Origin of the sequence: Spirosoma validum, from assembly GCF_014699035.1 — a bacterium.
GTDB classification, from domain to species: domain Bacteria; phylum Bacteroidota; class Bacteroidia; order Cytophagales; family Spirosomataceae; genus Spirosoma; species Spirosoma validum.
In genome coordinates, this window is record NZ_JACXAA010000036.1 from 1 (window position 1) to 18,085 (window position 18,085).

At 43.8% G+C, this 18,085-nt stretch carries 13 protein-coding genes and 1 pseudogene; 9 read left to right on the forward strand and 5 right to left on the reverse strand.

Annotated elements, in window-relative coordinates; all coding sequences use genetic code 11:
* Positions 1 to 690: 690 nt before the first annotated feature.
* Positions 691 to 1,062 (forward strand): hypothetical protein, encoded by a 372-nt coding sequence (locus tag IC230_RS33690; RefSeq protein WP_191043485.1) that lies wholly within the window; start codon positions 691 to 693, stop codon positions 1,060 to 1,062.
* Between the two features lie 14 nt (positions 1,063 to 1,076).
* On the forward strand, positions 1,077 to 5,009 hold the full coding sequence (locus IC230_RS33695) for a CHAT domain-containing protein (protein WP_191043486.1): 3,933 nt from the start codon (positions 1,077 to 1,079) through the stop codon (positions 5,007 to 5,009).
* Between the two features lie 459 nt (positions 5,010 to 5,468).
* Here the strand turns inward: IC230_RS33695 and IC230_RS33700 are convergent, their stop codons facing one another.
* On the reverse strand, positions 5,469 to 6,551 hold the full coding sequence (locus tag IC230_RS33700) for a hypothetical protein (protein WP_191043487.1): 1,083 nt from the start codon (positions 6,549 to 6,551) through the stop codon (positions 5,469 to 5,471).
* A 2-nt stretch (positions 6,552 to 6,553) separates the two neighbouring features.
* Positions 6,554 to 6,973 carry a hypothetical protein gene (locus tag IC230_RS33705; protein WP_191043488.1) on the reverse strand — a complete coding sequence of 140 codons (420 nt, stop codon included), beginning with the start codon at positions 6,971 to 6,973 and terminating at the stop codon, positions 6,554 to 6,556.
* A 374-nt stretch (positions 6,974 to 7,347) separates the two neighbouring features.
* On the opposite strand from IC230_RS33705, the gene IC230_RS33710 reads away from it, so the two are divergent.
* The 6 genes from IC230_RS33710 to IC230_RS33730 all read left to right on the forward strand — a co-directional run bounded on the left by IC230_RS33710 (position 7,348) and on the right by IC230_RS33730 (position 12,164).
* Complete coding sequence (locus IC230_RS33710) at positions 7,348 to 7,968, forward strand: hypothetical protein (RefSeq protein ID WP_191043489.1); 621 nt, start codon at positions 7,348 to 7,350, stop codon at positions 7,966 to 7,968.
* Positions 7,928 to 8,476 (forward strand): NUDIX hydrolase, encoded by a 549-nt coding sequence (locus IC230_RS33715; RefSeq protein WP_191043490.1) that lies wholly within the window; start codon positions 7,928 to 7,930, stop codon positions 8,474 to 8,476. The genes IC230_RS33710 and IC230_RS33715 overlap by 41 nt, the downstream gene beginning before the upstream one ends.
* A gap of 938 nt (positions 8,477 to 9,414) precedes the next feature.
* Positions 9,415 to 9,912 (forward strand): reverse transcriptase N-terminal domain-containing protein, encoded by a 498-nt coding sequence (locus IC230_RS34560; RefSeq protein WP_262893211.1) that lies wholly within the window; start codon positions 9,415 to 9,417, stop codon positions 9,910 to 9,912.
* Positions 9,851 to 11,152, forward strand: a complete 1,302-nt coding sequence (locus tag IC230_RS34565) for a group II intron reverse transcriptase (protein WP_262893212.1) — start codon at positions 9,851 to 9,853, stop codon at positions 11,150 to 11,152. The genes IC230_RS34560 and IC230_RS34565 overlap by 62 nt, the downstream gene beginning before the upstream one ends.
* A 160-nt stretch (positions 11,153 to 11,312) precedes the next feature.
* Positions 11,313 to 11,594 (forward strand): hypothetical protein, encoded by a 282-nt coding sequence (locus IC230_RS33725; protein WP_191043491.1) that lies wholly within the window; start codon positions 11,313 to 11,315, stop codon positions 11,592 to 11,594.
* Positions 11,595 to 11,696: 102 nt separating this feature from the next.
* Entirely contained in the window at positions 11,697 to 12,164 is a 468-nt protein-coding gene (locus tag IC230_RS33730; RefSeq protein ID WP_191043492.1) for a hypothetical protein, read from the forward strand.
* 287 nt (positions 12,165 to 12,451) lie between these two features.
* Here the strand turns inward: IC230_RS33730 and IC230_RS33735 are convergent.
* A pseudogene (locus tag IC230_RS33735) lies at positions 12,452 to 13,565 on the reverse strand (IS3 family transposase).
* A gap of 350 nt (positions 13,566 to 13,915) precedes the next feature.
* On the opposite strand from IC230_RS33735, the gene IC230_RS33740 reads away from it, so the two are divergent.
* The gene (locus IC230_RS33740) at positions 13,916 to 15,061 is read left to right on the forward strand and encodes a DUF3800 domain-containing protein (protein WP_191043493.1); all 1,146 of its coding nucleotides are present in this window, start codon (positions 13,916 to 13,918) and stop codon (positions 15,059 to 15,061) included.
* A 992-nt stretch (positions 15,062 to 16,053) separates the two neighbouring features.
* On the opposite strand, the gene IC230_RS33745 is transcribed toward IC230_RS33740, so the two are convergent.
* Both IC230_RS33745 and IC230_RS33750 read right to left on the reverse strand, forming a co-directional pair.
* Positions 16,054 to 17,214 carry a hypothetical protein gene (locus IC230_RS33745; RefSeq protein ID WP_191043494.1) on the reverse strand — a complete coding sequence of 387 codons (1,161 nt, stop codon included), beginning with the start codon at positions 17,212 to 17,214 and terminating at the stop codon, positions 16,054 to 16,056.
* A gap of 649 nt (positions 17,215 to 17,863) precedes the next feature.
* Positions 17,864 to 18,085 (reverse strand): hypothetical protein (locus IC230_RS33750; protein WP_191043495.1); only part of this gene is annotated, 222 nt, incomplete at its 5' end.

The following is an 18,085-nucleotide window of genomic DNA, read 5'->3' on the forward strand; positions in this document are numbered from 1 at the left end:
GGCTGCTTTATCGGAATTAAGGCTTATGCAACAAAACAATCTGCTGGCAGACACACTGCCTGCGTAACTTCAGTTAATCACTAATCTGATTTTTTTTTTATTGGGAGCCGTTTTATATACTCCCTATAAAAGCATTCACTCCGAATTACACGTCTTTTTGACGATGTAAATCGGGGTGAATGCTTCAGATTAAATTGAGTAGTTACTAAAACCAGCGTTCTAGCCTTGTGACAAAGCAAATCTAAATCATCAGCCACGGCTTTTCCTAACGTAAAATCTGCCAGCTTGACAGTTTAGTTAAAAGTTGGTGGCAACCGAAACAAAAATGGGCTGTTCTGTATAACTGGTAAAAAAGTTTCATCTACTTAGTTAAAATAGACTCTAACTAATTAGCTATCAGCATATTTTTGTGTAGTCATTTCATTCAAACGGTCCCTTTCCGAATGCAGATGGCGTTTTTCAGTTTAAGCTATCCCTTTGATCGTTATTAGTCATTTTGAAACGGTAACAGATATGCATTTTAGTTTTAAGTAGCACATACTTAAGGAATTAAATTGTTGCCAAGATGTCTATTGCTTACTTTTTCTGCTATCATTGTGCAGTTTATTTACTTAGTTTCTTATTTACGTAAATAGACTCCTATAGCCTGAGCCATACAACTGAGGCAAAGGCATTAACCACATCATTCCCATGACAAACAAAGAGAATTCCGGAACCGTCCCGGAAAGCCGCTTAAATCTGGCTATCACAGGTGGCATTGGGGCCGTTGCGCCGGATATCTTGCTGCTCTACTCCAAACGCTGGACGATGCCCGACATCACCTTCAGTTTAGAACTTTATCTAGTAGCAACCCTGATGTATGTATTGCTGGCAGGATTTGTTGCCAGCATTTTCCCGTATGGCAAACTCGCCCGAGGAAAAAATAGCCTCTGGGTTGCCTTTGGTATCGGGGTATGCCTGCCGATAGTCATTGCCGGCGTAACAACTATTTTTAAAAGCGAACCCGTCGCCACGCGTGGGGAGGCTTCTGTAGGCCGCTTTGTCGATTTGATCGCCTTCTAACCGGGTGATGAGCCATGATCCCAAAAAAAACGGCTATCCTGCTGGCGGCTTTACTGAGCCTGATGCTAGGAGCGTTTGTGCTGTTTTATCACACAACAGAACCGGCTAAACCCAAACTGGCTTCATATCAGGAGCCTGACTGGACCGCTTTGAACAACCAGTTATCTCTGGCGGTCTCCAGCGGCAATTGTGCTATGGTCCAGGTAGTCGATTCCGTACTGGAGAACGCACCGGTGCGCCAACTGACGAAATCAATGAACTTTCTTCGTGTTGCATCACGGACGGTACAGCTAAAGGATAGCATCTGTCGGGATGACCCGTACCCGGTGCTGGTGAAGATAAGTGAGCTGTTTGCCCAAAAAAAAATTCACAATGAAACCTCCGACTCGATTGCCTTTGAGGCTGTTCAGACGTATATACAGTTAGGCCTGTTAAGGCGGGCGGATGAGTTGATCAAGCTGGCTCAACTGAAAAGCGATTCGATTACCCGGTTACAAACGCGCATTCAGTGGGTTTTAGGTATCGGTGATACGAACCTGCGTAGGCACACGCTACTACCCGATCAACCAACGGGTGAAAACACGAAGTTGATTGGGCGATTTGCCGATCTGCTGGCTGCGTTACCCAATGCTGGCTGGTATGATGAAGTGACCATCGGGAAAGATAAGCTGGAGGGCGTGATTGATCTGGATCTGGACTCCAGTCGGCGAAATGAGCATTACTTCAATGCCTTGTTAACCCATAATAAGCGAAAGCAATTTATTCAGCCAGAAAAGCTAGTTCAGCCGGATTCTTATACCCTTACGCCAATCTCACTTCCCGATAGTAGTCTTAGCCACCTGACCGAGTTGTTTCAGTATACGGACTCGACCTTTTCAGTCGAAATCGTTCAGCAGAATAAAGCGTTTGGTATCCTTCGGGATTCGGCTGCGACGAAGTCTATTGGCTATGGTGAGTCCGATACTCCGGATGAACTCAGGCTTGAAGAAGTACATCGGCAGGGAAATTCGATCGTGCTTGTTTACTTATCCGAACGAGATGATCTAACCACGGAAATTATTCAACACACAAACCTGGGTTACCAGGTGTTCGTCGTATCCCTTTACGGATTTGAAGCGACTTATTTTAAGGATGTGACCGGTGATGGTAAAAAGGAGTTGATCCAAACGGGCAGATCAGGCAGTGCAGGCTTTCTGGATGCCGCTATATATGGCTTAAACCCATTCTCGATCATCCATGAGATAAATGAATACGATCATGGCGATATTATATTGCTCAACCTGGATGATGAGCCGGATCTAGAATTAATTGCCATCAACCGATTAGCAATCGGGGTAGCTGAATGCAATCAATGTCCGAAACGATTTGTCTCCGAACTTTATAAATACGATGCCCGGGTGAACGCCATGCTTCAGATCGGTGAACTGCCCAGCTCTTCAGAAATGATGGTTCGAGCTCATCGCAGCATCATGGGGCTAAGCCCAAACATAATCCGAAGATTACTTCGAGAGGAGCGGGAATACCCATCGGTTTACGCTTACTTAAATGCTTCGTCGGCGTCGCGATCGCCCATTCAGACCGAACAGGATTATCAAAACCTGGAAATGGCCTACATGGACGAAATGGAGATACTGAGTGAAATGAGAAACTGGCTGGCCGTCATTGAACTGAACAAAAAAATGATTTCCTTTCTCAGTAATCTGGCCCGCACCCGAAAGGTGAATGCGGACTTTATACTGAACTGTAAAATTCAGCTTTTTGAGGCGTTTGTCCGGACAAGTAACCACGCCGAGTTCGATGTTTATCGAGAGCAACTGACTTCCCAGGAAAAGCAAACGACTCATATCCTCAACCTAATGGGGCTGAATTATCTCGAACGCGGTCAGTTCAACCAGGCGTATCGCAGTTTTTTCTCGCTGGATAGTACCTTAGGCGGAAAGAATCAAGTTGTAAAAAGTAATCTTTCTTTGTATTTCAATGCCATCGGCGACCAGAAATCGTCCAATCAGGTTGCCCGTGCCGCTTTAAAGCTGACCTTTCTGGGCGAAAAACCCGTGCAACCGATGACGGCAGAAGACAAAGCCGAAGAGGAAGAAGCTGAAGAGGATGACGATGGCATCGATTATGGAGCGATGGCGATCAACTTTCAGATCATTGCCAATACGTTACCGGCCAGCCGGTCGATCGAAAAGCTGGATTATTTGATACGGGCCGTTCGGATAACACGTGGCTTCAGAACCGGCAATCAAACGCCGGAACTCCTGCTGGCAGGAGCGCTTATCGCTTATACCCAAAACTTGCCCGATATCGCATTAAAGCTCTTAGACCAGGGGATTGCTTTTACGAACGAAACCGAATGGAGTCTATACGCCAGCGAATATACATACCTATATGCCAGTTGCAGTCTGGCCTTGCAAAATACCGAAGAAGCTACGTATTATTTCCAGTTAAACCAAAAACTAACGGCCGGTATTCCCAATGCGTTTACCTGTTATTCGGCTTATCAGCTGTCTAAACTCTTTTATAAAGCAGGGGACCTTGGTCAGGCGCTCTCCTATTCGGCGCGTTCCTTTGAGCTGGTCAAAGATATCCGAAGGCTAATCGGGGTGAAAAATCATAAATACGCGTTTCTAACCGGGAAAAATGACATTGCGGGCTGGCATTTCAAACTACTGGTTGACACCAAAGCACCGACAACCCAGTTGTTCAACGCACTGGAGGACTGGAAACTGCAGACCTTCTTTGACCAAGTTGACAATACCCGATTTGCTAGCCGTTCTACGCAGGCAGATCTGGCCAAATTTGTAGCAAGTACGCTTAATAAAGGCGATGTCTTTTTGAATTATTTCGTTTCTCCCGACATTGCCTTTGTGCTTATGCTGCAAGCCGGTAAACCAATCACGCTCAAGATCCTGGACATTGATGATGCAGAGCTTCTGGCCAGCCTGCAGAAAACCCGAGTGTTCCTTAACGTCGCCAACCCGGCGGCCCGCTCATCGATTCTTGCTGACGAGTTGCCCGATGAGCTACGTCAGGAACTTGCCTTTCTGGGAGACCGACTTCTGAGCTGCCTGGTGGGGCTACCCGATCATCCCAGCCGGTTGATCATTGCCCCTGATCAATCCCTGTACGGCCTTCCCTGGTATGCGCTGATACGTGAGGATAACCAGTTGATCGATCAATATGAGGTTTCGCTGATTCCTTCAGCGCGGATCGCACAACTGCTTTTCCAAAAACCGAAAATACCCATTCAGCGTGCCCTGCTAGTAGCCGCCTTATCCAGCGTTTCGGGGGAAGCGGTGTTTAGCGAAATTCCCTCGCTGCGGGAATCAAACCCCAATTATCGGCTGGCCAGTCTGCAACATGGGGTTCAAGAGCTGACTTCGGTCGGGAAGGTCCTCGCCCAGCGGCACTGTTCTGTTACATACCTGGCGGATCGGGTGACAAGTCAGAACAGCCTGATTCGTCCCTACGATCCGAACCCATCCAGTCCGGAGAATTTTCTTCGGATGGCCAGGGGGAATAACCTGATCCATATCATCGCTCACGGTGTATTTAACCGATTTGATCCGATGGGTTCGGTTATCTTTTTAGCCAAGGGGGACAAACGCACTGTACTAAGACCGACCGATTTTCAGACTTTGGACCTCAAGAATACCGAGATCATCTCACTAGCCGCCTGCCAAACGGGTCAGAATGAAGTCATGACGGGGGCTGAACCCGTTGGGTTTCTCCAGGCGCTGATGCAAGCGGGCGCTTCTACGTATCTGCTGACGGAATGGGAAGTAGACGATCGGGTGACAGCCATCCTGTTTGAATCCTTTTATGCCAGCATCAATCAAACCCGCAAGACAACAAGCCTACGCCAAAGTCTATTGCGTGTTAAAGCTCAGCACGACCATCCATATTACTGGTCGGGGATTACTCTGTACGGAAATCCGAATTAGCCATCGTCCCACTTGTCAAAAAGCAGCGAAATAAATGTTTAATCAGCGTTTTTATGAGAATAAAGCAAACATGGAGTAACAAACCAGTAACGAAGGTTACTGGTTTGTTACTCCATGTACATATGCATAAGGTCCGTCATGGCTTTGTTACGAAACAGGGCAACGTATGTAGACTACATGACATCCTGACAGATTGGCCAATTTTAGCATCGATTATGCCAAATAAGTTACTAGTCTTTGAAACTTTGGGAAGTTGCTACTTCGTGTAGAAAGAAAAGATTAGCTTGGGTTTATGAGCGAACATAAGCAAACGACCATCCCGAATGCGGATGAGGAAATTGACGATCCCTATATACATACGGTTTTAACGGAGGAGTTCGTCGAAACTGTGGAACAGGCTAATCGTAACTAGGTTAATAAATGATTACTCTACTCCGTAATAAAATCATATATAATAACCTAGTTGCGATTAGCTAGCTCTATTGTATATTGTAAAAAGGGACCAGTTGAAACAAAATCGGTATCAACTTTAGTGTATTTTTTGATTGGTACGCTTAGCCTAAACTGACTTTTAGGTGATATTTTAAAATCTATAAATGGAGTAATAATCTGCTGGTATGAAATACTATCTTCATAAAATTTTGGATTTCCTGTAGCGTTCAATGTTTCAAGCGAAAGGCCTATTAATATTGATGGTATGAACAGAGAACTTCTGTAATCAGCATTGTTAATAAGTTTGTCTTTTGGAGTTAACCATATTACTCTTCCAGTTATTGAAGTATTGAAACCATAATAATCAGCTAACTCTTGTCCTTCCACAGCAGATAGTCTTTGTCTTTTATACACACCGCCAACGTTAATTGCAAAATTTTCATTTACTCCATAGTTTACATCTAATGAGTAGTTATGAGATTTTGTAGAAAATTGATTGCTGATTAAACCGTTGTCTGCACCCGTTGAAACTATAGGGACAGGCGTACCGCCTATTAGTTCAAAAAGAGAGATATTATAGCCAATAGTAAAAGAAATCATGTTTTTTGCTAACTCTTGCATGAATCCAATTCGTGCAAGAGCTAAATCATCAAGATATTTCTTTTGTCTTTTTTTGAAATCATCTTCAGATTCACCTGCTCCCCGTGGAGTCAGAGCAGGGAAGGGAGGTAATCGCATAAAAACATTAGCTACTCGTTTACCTTTATTGTATGGGTTTGTATTATCAAACCCATATGCTATACCAAAAGTAGAAATCCCGTTCTTTTGTGAAAAGTTAATTCTTGAATCTTTAAAAATAGATGGATCATTAAAAAGTTTAAATGGAGAAAACACTACCTTTTGTAGGGAATTATCTTTTGAGAATTGCAAATTAGCTGCCAAAAGGTCGAATCCGCCAAAACTGATATCATTGAACAATTGTGGCTTAATATTTGTGCTTATAACAGAACTGAAAAAGTTGACTCTGTTTGTATCTGCTGTTTGAGAAAAAGCAATTCTTATACTCAAAAAGTATAAAGATATTGCATAAAAGAGTATGTATTTTTTCATGTTTACTGGATAGTTATAGAGAAAGTATCTTGCCAAGTCTCACCACCGCTCAAATTTTTAAAACCTGCATCTGGTTTTCTTTCTAAGATTAAGCTCGGATTTGCTTGCACAATCATAGAGACAATTTGAGGTATTGCTAAAAAAGCATTAAGTCCAAAGGTTATCTTTAGTTTGTCGCCCTTCTTGAATACTCCAAGGAAGATACTAATGTCGCCATCTGTATCTTTAATTGCAGTTCCGTTTAAAGCATCTTTTTCATCCTCATCATTTATTTTTACAAATAGTTGAAAAAGCACCAAGGGACCTCCCTTTGTCCATTTAAGAGCAAAAAAGAGTTGTTGCCCATTCAAGGCTTCTAATACTTTTTCTTCAAAATTTTCTTTTTCAATATTAGCCTTTTTAAATAACGATGTGTTTAACATAGCTTGAAATTCTGGTTTAAAAGATTTAGTATGGTTCAAATTTCAAGACTTTTATAGTTCATGACTAGGGGGTTTTTCCCGTATTTTTTGAGGTTTTTCGCATAATTATTACTCTTGTAAGACAACTGTAGCACATACATTTCTTTCTGTATTTGGTAGTGGCCTAACTGCGTTGAAAAGGGTACCTTGGGGTGGTCCTATTGTGATCTATCCTCTTTTCAATTCAAGAGCGGTTTATAAGACGATTAATTTTACATCAGTACAACGCTATCTGTAGCGTACGCCGAGTAAACGACTACCTCAATGTGACATAGTTGATCTGTTCAGGTAATAGTGGACTAGAATGATTACTTTCGTACGTATTGATACCTATCATGGAACCTGAAGAGGAATACATAGCGAAAATAATCAGGCAATTAGAGAATATCTCGAAACATCCACCAGTTGACCGACAGGACGACTGGCTTCGATTCATTCATCAACGCTATACGGAACGTTTCCTTAAGGACAACGACCGGATCTGGACTGTCAGTAGTATTTTTATTCCGCTTTCCTTAGCGGGGTTGGCTTCTGTAAAAGATGGTAATTTCATCAGCACCTTCCTTCTAGGGATGGGGTCTATTGTGCTGATAAACTTTTGGTTTAATTCGGCTGAGAAACACCGCTCTTTTCAGGAGAAATCACAAGACGTAGTTGAAGCGATTGAGAAACTTATTGGTCTTGATACAATGGCTATACCGTTGAAGGGACCCGGAGCCAAGTATAGGATTCGGAAAGGAAGACGAGATGTGAAAAGACTGGTCATAAGTATTTGGATGGTGGCCATATCGCTTATATTTATTAAATGTATTGTTGAAGCTAAACCTGCTTTTCAAAAAGGTACACTACAGGATGATTTAGCGAAAATGGGTAAATCACTCCTCGGCATTAAAGAGGAATCAGCTATAAAGAGCAATGGAAAAGTTACAATCGTGGCAGACAGTATCTACCCGTGAGTTAGTTAAATCCAAGTGGCTGCGCGTACGCCAGGACACATGCCGTCTACCCAGCGGAAGGGAAATAGATGATTATTTTGTCGTTGAAGCCCCGGACGGAGCGGTAATTGTAGCGGTTACGCAAGAAAATGAGTTAGTGCTTGTACGACAATACAAGCATGGATTTGGAGGGATAGTACTAGAGTTGCCAGCCGGAATTGTTGAGTCAAAAGAGGTCGCTAATGAAACGATTATTCGTGAACTCAGCGAGGAAACGGGCTATTTTACACCAAATGTGGAGTATATTGCTACGCTAGTCACCAAGCCAGCCCGAATGTCCGCTCGTACGTTTGTTTATTTTGCAAATGCTGTTACAAAAGATTCGCAAGGGCAGGAGAATGATTCAGAAGTTATCGAGACAGTTTTGGTGCCTATCGCCGATCTACCCGCCTTACTTCAACGGGGAGATATAATCACTGAGACATCACTTGCCGCCTTACTGATGGTTTGGAATCGGTTAACAGCGTAAAAGTCAGCCTTTTCGTGAACGAATTCATGAAAACTGATAGTTGTGTTTATTCAATAAATAATCGCAACTATTTTACTGAAGTTTGGTGTAAATGAAATAGTATATTTCCCATAATACACTCCCCTACCTGCCCATCAATTAAGTATTGGTGATCGATTACTAAATACATAGGTCAGGTATTGCTTCACCACGATCGTTGAGTCACTGCTAGACCCGGGCCGCTCCCACTTCCCCGGACAGTTCGTGACTGGACTGGCCAAATAAGCCCGGTTTATTAAGCCATTTTACTCTTTTTGAGAAATTCTGAGGTGTCATACGTTGTGTATGACACCTCTTGTTTTTGTCATACATAATGTAGTACTTAACATATAAGTGATTGTGCGATTCGTTCACCCTAAATGATTGACAGATCAGGGACGGGTGGCAAAGGGGGAAACCTCTTTGACAACTTGGTAGTCGTGAGGGTGCGAGTCCCTCTCTCCCGATGCAGGAGTAAAAGCATCACCCCTACGGTAGCGACTAGTCCTCAATCCGTAAAGCGGGGCGAAAAGACGGTAATGATGAACCTAACATCAAACTTCGACGAGCAAGAGACTATGGATAGCGAAAGCGAAGATGCGTGTAAACTGTCGTTAATATGGAACAGCCAACGTAGGTTAACAGGCTGTGGCCAAAATGGCACGGATAAGGGGCTGGCGGTAATCTTACGACCAGTTGCATCCCCAACAAACCCGGCAGATAGCATCATTCTAAGGTCTCAACCAACGACTACCAGGAACGAAGTAACCTTGTGTCGGCTCTCTACTTGTTAGAGTAGGTGCTAACCAGATGCCGGTACGAGGCAAGATTGCCTAAGAAGCAAAGGCCCACTGTAACGAGTGGGATAAGCTGACGTAGGCACGATGAGGTGGAGTGAATGGGTACTAGTAGCAGTCAACATGGCTAAAGCACGGAGTCAAAACCCGATGATGGACTGGAAAACGATCCCCTGGCACAAGCTGGAACGGAGCGTTTTTAAGCTGCAAACGCGCATATTCAAAGCCTCGCAACGTGACGATAAAAGAACAGTTCGACAACTCCAGAAAACATTGATGAGATCCTGGTCAGCCAAATGTCTGGCCGTTCGGCGAGTGAGTCAAGACAATCAGGGTAAGCATACGGCCGGGGTAGATGGGGTAAAATCACTTCCCCCGAAGCACCGTCTAGACCTGGTTAGTCAGTTGGCACCTACTCAAAAACCTAAGCCGACCCGACGGGTTTGGATACCCAAACCGGGCTCAACTGAAAAACGCCCTTTGGGTATTCCTACGCTACACGACAGGGCTTTACAAGCACTTGTCAAACAGGCGCTGGAACCGCAATGGGAGGCTAAGTTTGAGCCAAACAGCTACGGGTTTCGACCGCTCCGGCGGCCCGGCAGGACGCTCAGCCCATGATGCCATCGCGGCCATCTTTAGTAGTATCTGTCACAAACCCAAGTATGTTTTGGATGCCGATATTGCTAAATGCTTCGACCGCATTGACCATCAGGCACTATTGACTAAACTAGCCACATTCCCGAGCTTACGAGGACAGATTAGCAACTGGCTCAAGGCGGGTGTAATGGACGGCGATACCTTGTACCCAACCTTGGAAGGCACCCCACAAGGCGGAGTAATTTCCCCTTTATTGGCCAATATTGCCCTTCATGGTATGGAACAATGGCTAAAACAGGAAGTCAAGCCTAAACGAGGGATCGGTAACCATAAAATGAGTATAGGCAATCCCGTCCATTTTATTCGATATGCCGATGATTTCGTGCTGGTTCATGAGGACTTGGAAACCGTTCAATTATGCCGGGAACATATTGCTAGTTGGTTAATGAGCATGGGCTTAGTGCTCAAACCCAGCAAAACGAAAATAACCCATACTCTTCAGACTTATGAAGATAGTATCGGGTTTGACTTTCTTGGTTTTACGATTCGTCAATTTCCAAAAGAGCCGGATCAAATCAATCAAGAAAAACGTAGGCTGCGGTTTACAACCCTCATCAAACCAGCCAAAGAGAGTGCTAAACGACACTATAAACGCGTAGGCCAACTCGTTGACCGCCATAAGAGCAACAGTCAAGTAGCGCTGATCAATGAGTTAAATCCGGTTATCCGAGGCTGGTCCACCTACTATTCAAGAGTTGTTAGTAAAGAACACTTTACGAAGTTGGATCATCTCATCTTTGGGAAATTAAAGACTTGGGCTAAACGCCGACACCCCATCAAATCAGTCCGTTGGACCTATGCTAAATATTGGCAGATGGAAAAAGGGAAAGGATGGTTGTTTGGGGTTCGACTTAAAGGCTCACTTATCCGACTACGTCACCATAGTGAAACGCCTATCATCCGGCATATTAAGGTGCAGCGAAATCGGAGTCCCTATGATGGTGATTGGATTTATTGGAGTACTCGGTTGGGGCGTTCACCTCAAGTGAGTAATCGATTTTCCTTATTACTTAAAAAGCAAAAAGGAAAATGTCGACATTGCAATCTGTTCTTTCGCGATGAAGATATACTGGAGATGGATCATATTGTCCCCCGTTTACAAGGAGGGAAAGATGTGATGACCAATCTACAACTTCTTCATCGGCATTGCCACGATAAAAAGACAGCCACTGATCGACCAGAACTGTCGGGCAAGGTGTAGGTGACAACTACCACTTCATTGAGGAGCCGTGTGAGGTGAAAGCTTCATGCACGGTTCTGAAGACCAGCGGGGCTGGTGACGGCCCCGCTGAGTTTAATATACAACAGGATTTTCCAACTAACTGCCAGCTTAGAAGGTCTATTCTCTAAAAACTACCATTATGAAAAAGGCTCTAGCAATATTGGTTTTACTAGGTAGTCTGATGAGCTGTAATGAAGTACAGCCCTCCGAAATCGCAGCGACCGTAATCGGCATTGATCCTCAAATGTGTGGCTTGTGTGGGGGCTGGTTTGTGCGGGTCGATTCTACCCTTTACCGAGCGGACATACCTACGCCTTATGCTAAGGCAAATAATCCAATCTGGCTGCGTTACCAGCTCGACGAAAGGCCAAATTTTAAAGAGCTGGGTTGGATCACAGTTAAGTCTGTACGACAGCGATAATCGTCATACTTTTAAGCGTAGCTAACATAACGTCAGTGGCTGTTGCAAAAGTCCGGAGTGGGTTAATTCTGCTTAAATTGTCAGTGATTATTGCCCCAATCAATGGCTAATAATTGGCTGGAAGGTGAGCCAATTCGGGGCGATCCCGACTTTTGCAACAGCCACGTCACTTATACAACACAAAAAATGGATTCTAGCATGGCTGACAATTGGCGAATCTTTCCTCCTATAAGCATCGACCCTAATAGTGGCTCTCCTGGATCAGAAATCAGGCTTGACTTTGAGATTACTGACCAAACCAATGAGTTTGAAAATATAATTGGTTTTGATTGGAGCGGCTTATCTCGCCAAGAGTTGGGAAATGTATCAAATCTGAAGAAATCTCAGGAACTGAAGGAGCTGCTCTTTTCATATAACTATGGAATCAGTTGGGGCATGGCCATAGATACGTTGGCTAAAGAAGATCCTAATGACGCAGAGTGTGGTTTCAGTATCCATTCCAAGAACGCTATTACTGAAACATCAATTCAAGAAATAGTAAGCCTAATAAAGAGTTACAAGGTTCATTAGATTGCACTTTTATAAAATGTGATAGTGGCTTGTTAAAATGTCATTTACATCTTTTATCCACTAACATAATGCCAACTATATAACAGAAAATGGTTCTTAAAAACTTATTAATTTGTTTGTGTCTATTCTGTTGGAGTTGTACCCAAAAGGTGCTGCCAGAACCTAGTATCCAGCAAGCGAATAAACCACTATCGTATTATTTACCGCCTGAATATGATATATCGATTGACGAAGCGCAAAGCTGGTTATGTCCTTACCCCATTCGGTGAGCCAGTTTTGACTGGAATTTAAGCCACCTGTCGATACTCAACTGGCGTCATGAACTGCAAAGCCTGATGGGGTCGTTCCGTGTTGTACTCCACCAGCCACACAGCCACCGTTTGGCGTACCTGTCTAATACTCGCAAAAATATGAGCGTCTAAAACCTCTCGGCGAAAAGTACCATTAAAGCGCTCAATATAAGCGTTCTGAGTCGGTTTGCCCGGTTCGATCCAACACAATTCGATCGTCTGATCTTTACACCAATCTGGCAAAGCCTGACTAATAAATTCCGGGCCATTATCACTCCGAATCCGCTCCGGTTTACCGAATCGTTCCACTAATTGATCCAGTAATCGGATGACTCGGCGTGATGGTAATGAGTAATCTACCGCACGGGCGGCCCCGCTCAATACCTAACGCTTCCCTATTGTAGTCGTCAACTACATTCAACGTCCGAAACTTACGCCCACCTGTTAAACTGTCAGACGTAAAATCCAGCGACCAGCACTGATTACAAGCTGTTGCTTTGGGCAGCGGCTTGCGGACCGCATCCGGTAACCGTTTTTTAGCCTTTCGTCGTAAACTCAACCCTAACTTTCTGTATAATCGCCTAATCCGCTTATGATTGATTCGTTCGCCTTGTTTACGCAACCGCTGATGTATCTTCAGCACGCCCCAATGCTTGTGGCGTCGAGCCAACTGTTCGATCCGGCCTGCTAATGCTTTGTCTTTCTCTTTTATGGCTACTGGTTCCGCTACGGCATTGCGACTCAGGCCCACCCAACGACAGGCTTTACGTTGACTAACTTGTTTATGGTCAACTATCCACCTTACCACTATTCGACGCTCGGCGGGCCCTACCACTTTTTTGCCAGTGCCTCCTTGATGATTTCGTTTTGCAAACTTAGTTCGGCATACATCTTTTTGAGTCGGCGGTTTTCGTCTTCTAACTCCTTGAGCCGCTTCACCTCCGAGACCTGCATACCACCGTATTTGGCTCGCCAATTGTAAAATGTGGCCTCGCTGATGCCATGTTCGCGGGTGATCTGAGCAATTGTCTGCCCACTATCCTGCTGTTTAAGACCGGGTCGCCGGAGCGATCGCTACAATCTGCGATTCGGTGAATCGTGCTGCTTTCATTTCCCTTTTGTAAACCCTGTGAAAGTTAATTTTTTTACTCTACTTTTCACTGGCTCACTTTTAAGGGTTCAAGACACCGTTATATCTTTCGAGAACATCATTTTCAGCCATTTGAAATTCGGGTAATTTTAACTGTGCTTTAAGACCTTTATCTAGCCAATCCGAAAACTTCTCTTGATTTAGGGGTATCATCACCCCATTTTGACAAAGGTAGAGAGGGCGTCTTCTTAAAACTGGTTTAGGCAATGGTCCTTCCGCCCCCCTTGCATCTAAGGCTTGTTGATAAGAAAAAGGGGATAAAAGGTGTCAGCGACAATCAGTAACTTGCTTGCTAGCTTACTAATTGTCTGATGAATGATCATATTGCCTTTTTGGATGAGTGGGGAAACAATGGCCTTGACTTTACTAAGCAAGGTGTTTCCACCCATTTCATAGTCACCGCCATCACTCTACGCAAAGAACAGCTGAGTGAGGCTGAAACTCAATTAGAGGAGGTGCGTAAACGCTTCTTTCAAACCGGCCCTATCAAATCAGCCAAAGTAGGCAGCGATGATAAGCGCCGGATCTTGATCCTTAAACAACTGCTGACCGTTCCCTTTCAACTATTTGCTCTTGTCGTCGATAAAAGAGAGCTGCGCGGGGAGGGCTTTTATTACAAAGGGTCCTTCTACAAGTTTCTGCATGGACTAGCCGACCGAGAACTGTACCGGAGCTTCCCTAATCTGGAATTAGTGGCGGATCGACACGGTGACGAGAGTTTTATGCAGGGATTCACCCAGTACATCTATAATCGACACGTGCCGACCCTGTTTAACCAGGCTAGTTTTCGCTTTGTCAACAGCCAAGCAAGTCTTCTTGTCCAAGCGGCTGATTTCGTAGCGGGCACCCTAGCCCGGTGTTATGATGAAACGGTTCTATCATCCGAACGAGCGAGCTTCGTACGATTATTGAAACCTAAGTTACTTACCCTAAAATACTGGCCAGACGTATTTGCCCCCGTGGTGGCCCAGAGCTTGCCCGATCAAGCCAACTACAATGCTGGTCTAGCTGAACTGTGTGTGGGCTTAGGCCAAGACTTTTTACATCGCAAACTGGCCAGTCGTTCCCCTCAAGAAATTGACCAGGTTACCTGCTTAAATTATTTGTTGTTTCACTTCCGCCATGTTGATCCCACTCGTTACATTTCAAGCCGGGAATTAATGGCGCACATTGAGGAACGGCGCGGCAGTTTGCCCAGCCTACATTACTTTCAAACGCGAGTGATTGCTCCGCTCCGGGATGCGGGCGTCATTATTGCTAGCAGCACTAAAGGCTACAAAATCCCCTCATGTGAGGGAGACCTCTACGATTTTGTGAATCATAGTAATACCATCATTCAACCGCTGTTATCTCGAATCAGCAAATGCCGGGACCGAATCCGATTAGCCACCGGGGGAACGATTGACCTTTTAGAGCGGGAAGAATACGCGAATCTGAAACAGTTGTTAGCGGACTAGCGCTAACTGGATTTGGCCGTAATAGGTAGGGGTTACAAACCAGGAACGACCCCTGCAGGTTTGTACTCCATACACAAGCGAAAGGTCGTCTATAAGGGTAGCTAACACATTCAGGGTATATCCGCCACGTATAGCCTATAAGAAATTGTTAATCAATTAGTTATGCAGATTTAACTACCTAGTCTAGGAGCTACTTTGGCAAGTAGCGTTTAGCACCCGAAATAAGTGTAAGATTGGGTAATTCACTGCTGTATTTTGGGCTGGGATGGTCTTAACGTCATCTAAAGGCTTAAGAGTATCTAAAATGACTGCTTTTACACGTACCTAAATAGCAAAATTATTAACTGCTATAATCGAACGTTAAGAGTATAAGTTTTCTAACAAGTTGCTAACGTACAGGATGTTAACTGCCCTTGGTGGCGGATATACCCCAACTGTGTCAGCAACCCCTATATGTATATAAAAATGTCAGAACGTGGGTCTTTAGTGCAAAACGGGGCTATTTTCATTTTGGCCCCGTTTTGCACTAAAGACCCACGTTCTAAACTTCGTTGGTGAAACTGGCACTAACTCACCATTTTTACCAGCAACTTCTAAAAACGGTCGACTTTCGCTTTGTCAGGCCGCTTTTTGAGAGGACAACGAAAAACAATATGCCAAGCCCTATTGCATATTGAACCGACTTTAACGCTTGGCGAAAGAAGGCCACTTTGTGCTAAGAACTCAAAACACACTATTGTATAATCCTTTCGGTAGCCTTTTCACACTACTAAAGATCTAGATTCAAGTGATTATCTAGCCATAATAGACCCAGTGCCTGAGTAGTATATAGCAGAAAGCAGTACAAGAGAGCTCTTTTGGGATTGCCAATAGTCCTGTTAATTAAAGGATACACAATGAATAATATTGTCAAAAATGAAGCAGAAAAATATAGCGGGTAAAACATAGTAGTATTCTGAGTTATAGTTGAAACTACACAATCCAATACCTCATTAATAGGGACAGCCACCGCAGCCATTCATATCGTCGTAATATTTCGCGTCTATTGTTGCCTTTTGTGCATTATATTCTAATGCAGTGTCAACTAAACAATCTATATCGACAACTAGTGCTCCTAAAGCAGAGATTGCTTCTACCGTGGCCGTACCAACACCAGGCAGGACATGAAGCCAAGAACTTACAACATTTAATGTAACGAAAGTGCCACCTGCAATGAGGTGACAACCAACGCTAAGCCTCTTTACCATTCTCTCTTTTGCTAAAGTCATTTGGGCATTTCTTTCTTTTGTGTGCATGGCTTTGCATTCCTTGCAATTTTTTTCTGTATCATTTATGCCCCCCCCCTGATTACTTCCATCACAACTTCTACCCACATACTGTTCATCGACGATGGTTCCTGTTTCACGTTCATAGGTAACTAGCCACCAATCTGTGCAATTTCCTCCTGCAGGTTCATCACCTGCTTCATAGGGACCATTTGCCGTTATCGGACCATTGGCCGGACCATCTGCAACCCCTAATCTTCCACCCTTAGTAGATTCTCCTTTCAATTGATCTACTGTTCTAGAGTTTTGTCTATTATCTCCAATAACAATAGACTGCTCGACGGGGCTGACAAACGTGATAACTGCAAACCCGTCCTGCAATCCTGTACTTAATCGAACCAGTTCGTCTTTTTGTCTGAGCCATTTTCTTCTTGAACTAAGTAATTGCCCCATTTTATCATATAAAGCAATCGTAGCAAAAGTTTTGATATTATGTTGCCCAGATATACTAGTGAATGTACCTATTCCAATCGTTGCTCCAGCTGTTAATTGATTATTTCCTAATCTCGGACTCGAATTATCGATCTGCCCGTTTTTTTCTTGGCTTAATTGCGCCATGCCAGCCCCTATAAATGGGGTTACTTTTTTAAGGACATTCCCTAATTTTAAGGGGATTCTAGTGTGCACTCTTAAGTTAGCTACCTCACCAGTGTGTAGATAGACTCTATGCTCGTATGGCTGATTAGGCTTAAGTTTAATAGTTTCAGTTGGTATACTAATCCTGGTTAATGTTTGGAACGCCGGTTCGGCTTTTTGTTGGGCATAAAGTTTCCGAAAATTACCTACTACAATCAGTAAGCAGATACAGGCTGTGTAAATGAGTCTCATAATCTTGTAATTTGATAGGGTTGAACATTTGTCTGGGATTTTCGCTGAGCGAACTGAAGTTGGTGTCTTTTAGCCTAGTCTACTAAATGGATCTGTCTGAAATCACCATTTTTCCAGACGAAATCACCCAAAAAGTTTATAATTATCATTTGATGACTATAAATTATAATTAAATCTATTATTTATACCACACTTAGTATATTCGTTATCTATATAAATATACCTCATTAGATTTTTCGCTTATTCATATAGCTAATTATTGTGTTTATAGTAGTAAGTGTCAGTTTGATATAATTATCTTCGTAAAAACTTCTTTTCGGCTTTGTAAGCTACTGAAAATCAATATAAACGGACAAAGAATTTCCTTATCGTAATTCTTTGTCCGTTTATTTAAAGAAGCTCAGCATAGCTCTTTTGTTAACATACAAACGAACGTATACGTAGCAACAAAAGAGCCTCTGAATCGTCATTATGCCAAGCGTTCAGGCGCAACTAGGGCGTTAAAGAACGCTAGCGGAGTAGATGGTAGCTAAAAAGTGGAGTGTGATAGACAGCCTTTCGATCGGATTAACGTTTCTGGTTTTTGCCTTTCTTTCTAGCTTCTACAAAACCCGTTGGCTGCGCCCTGACCGCTAATAAACCAGGCTGTCTACCGGCCACTCCGATCGTCATTACTGATTTTCTTGCTCGGCTTACTGGTCCCGCTTTTCAGCTGACCAAACTGCCATTCGAAGGCTAACTGAACCTGCCGATTGACAAAATAATTAACGCCCTGAGCGGTAAAGGTTGGCGCTTGCTGCGTGGTGGTGATCCGCACATCCCGTGCTAATGGGTTGGTAACCCGCAGCGTCAGGCTGGCTTTTTTGTCCCA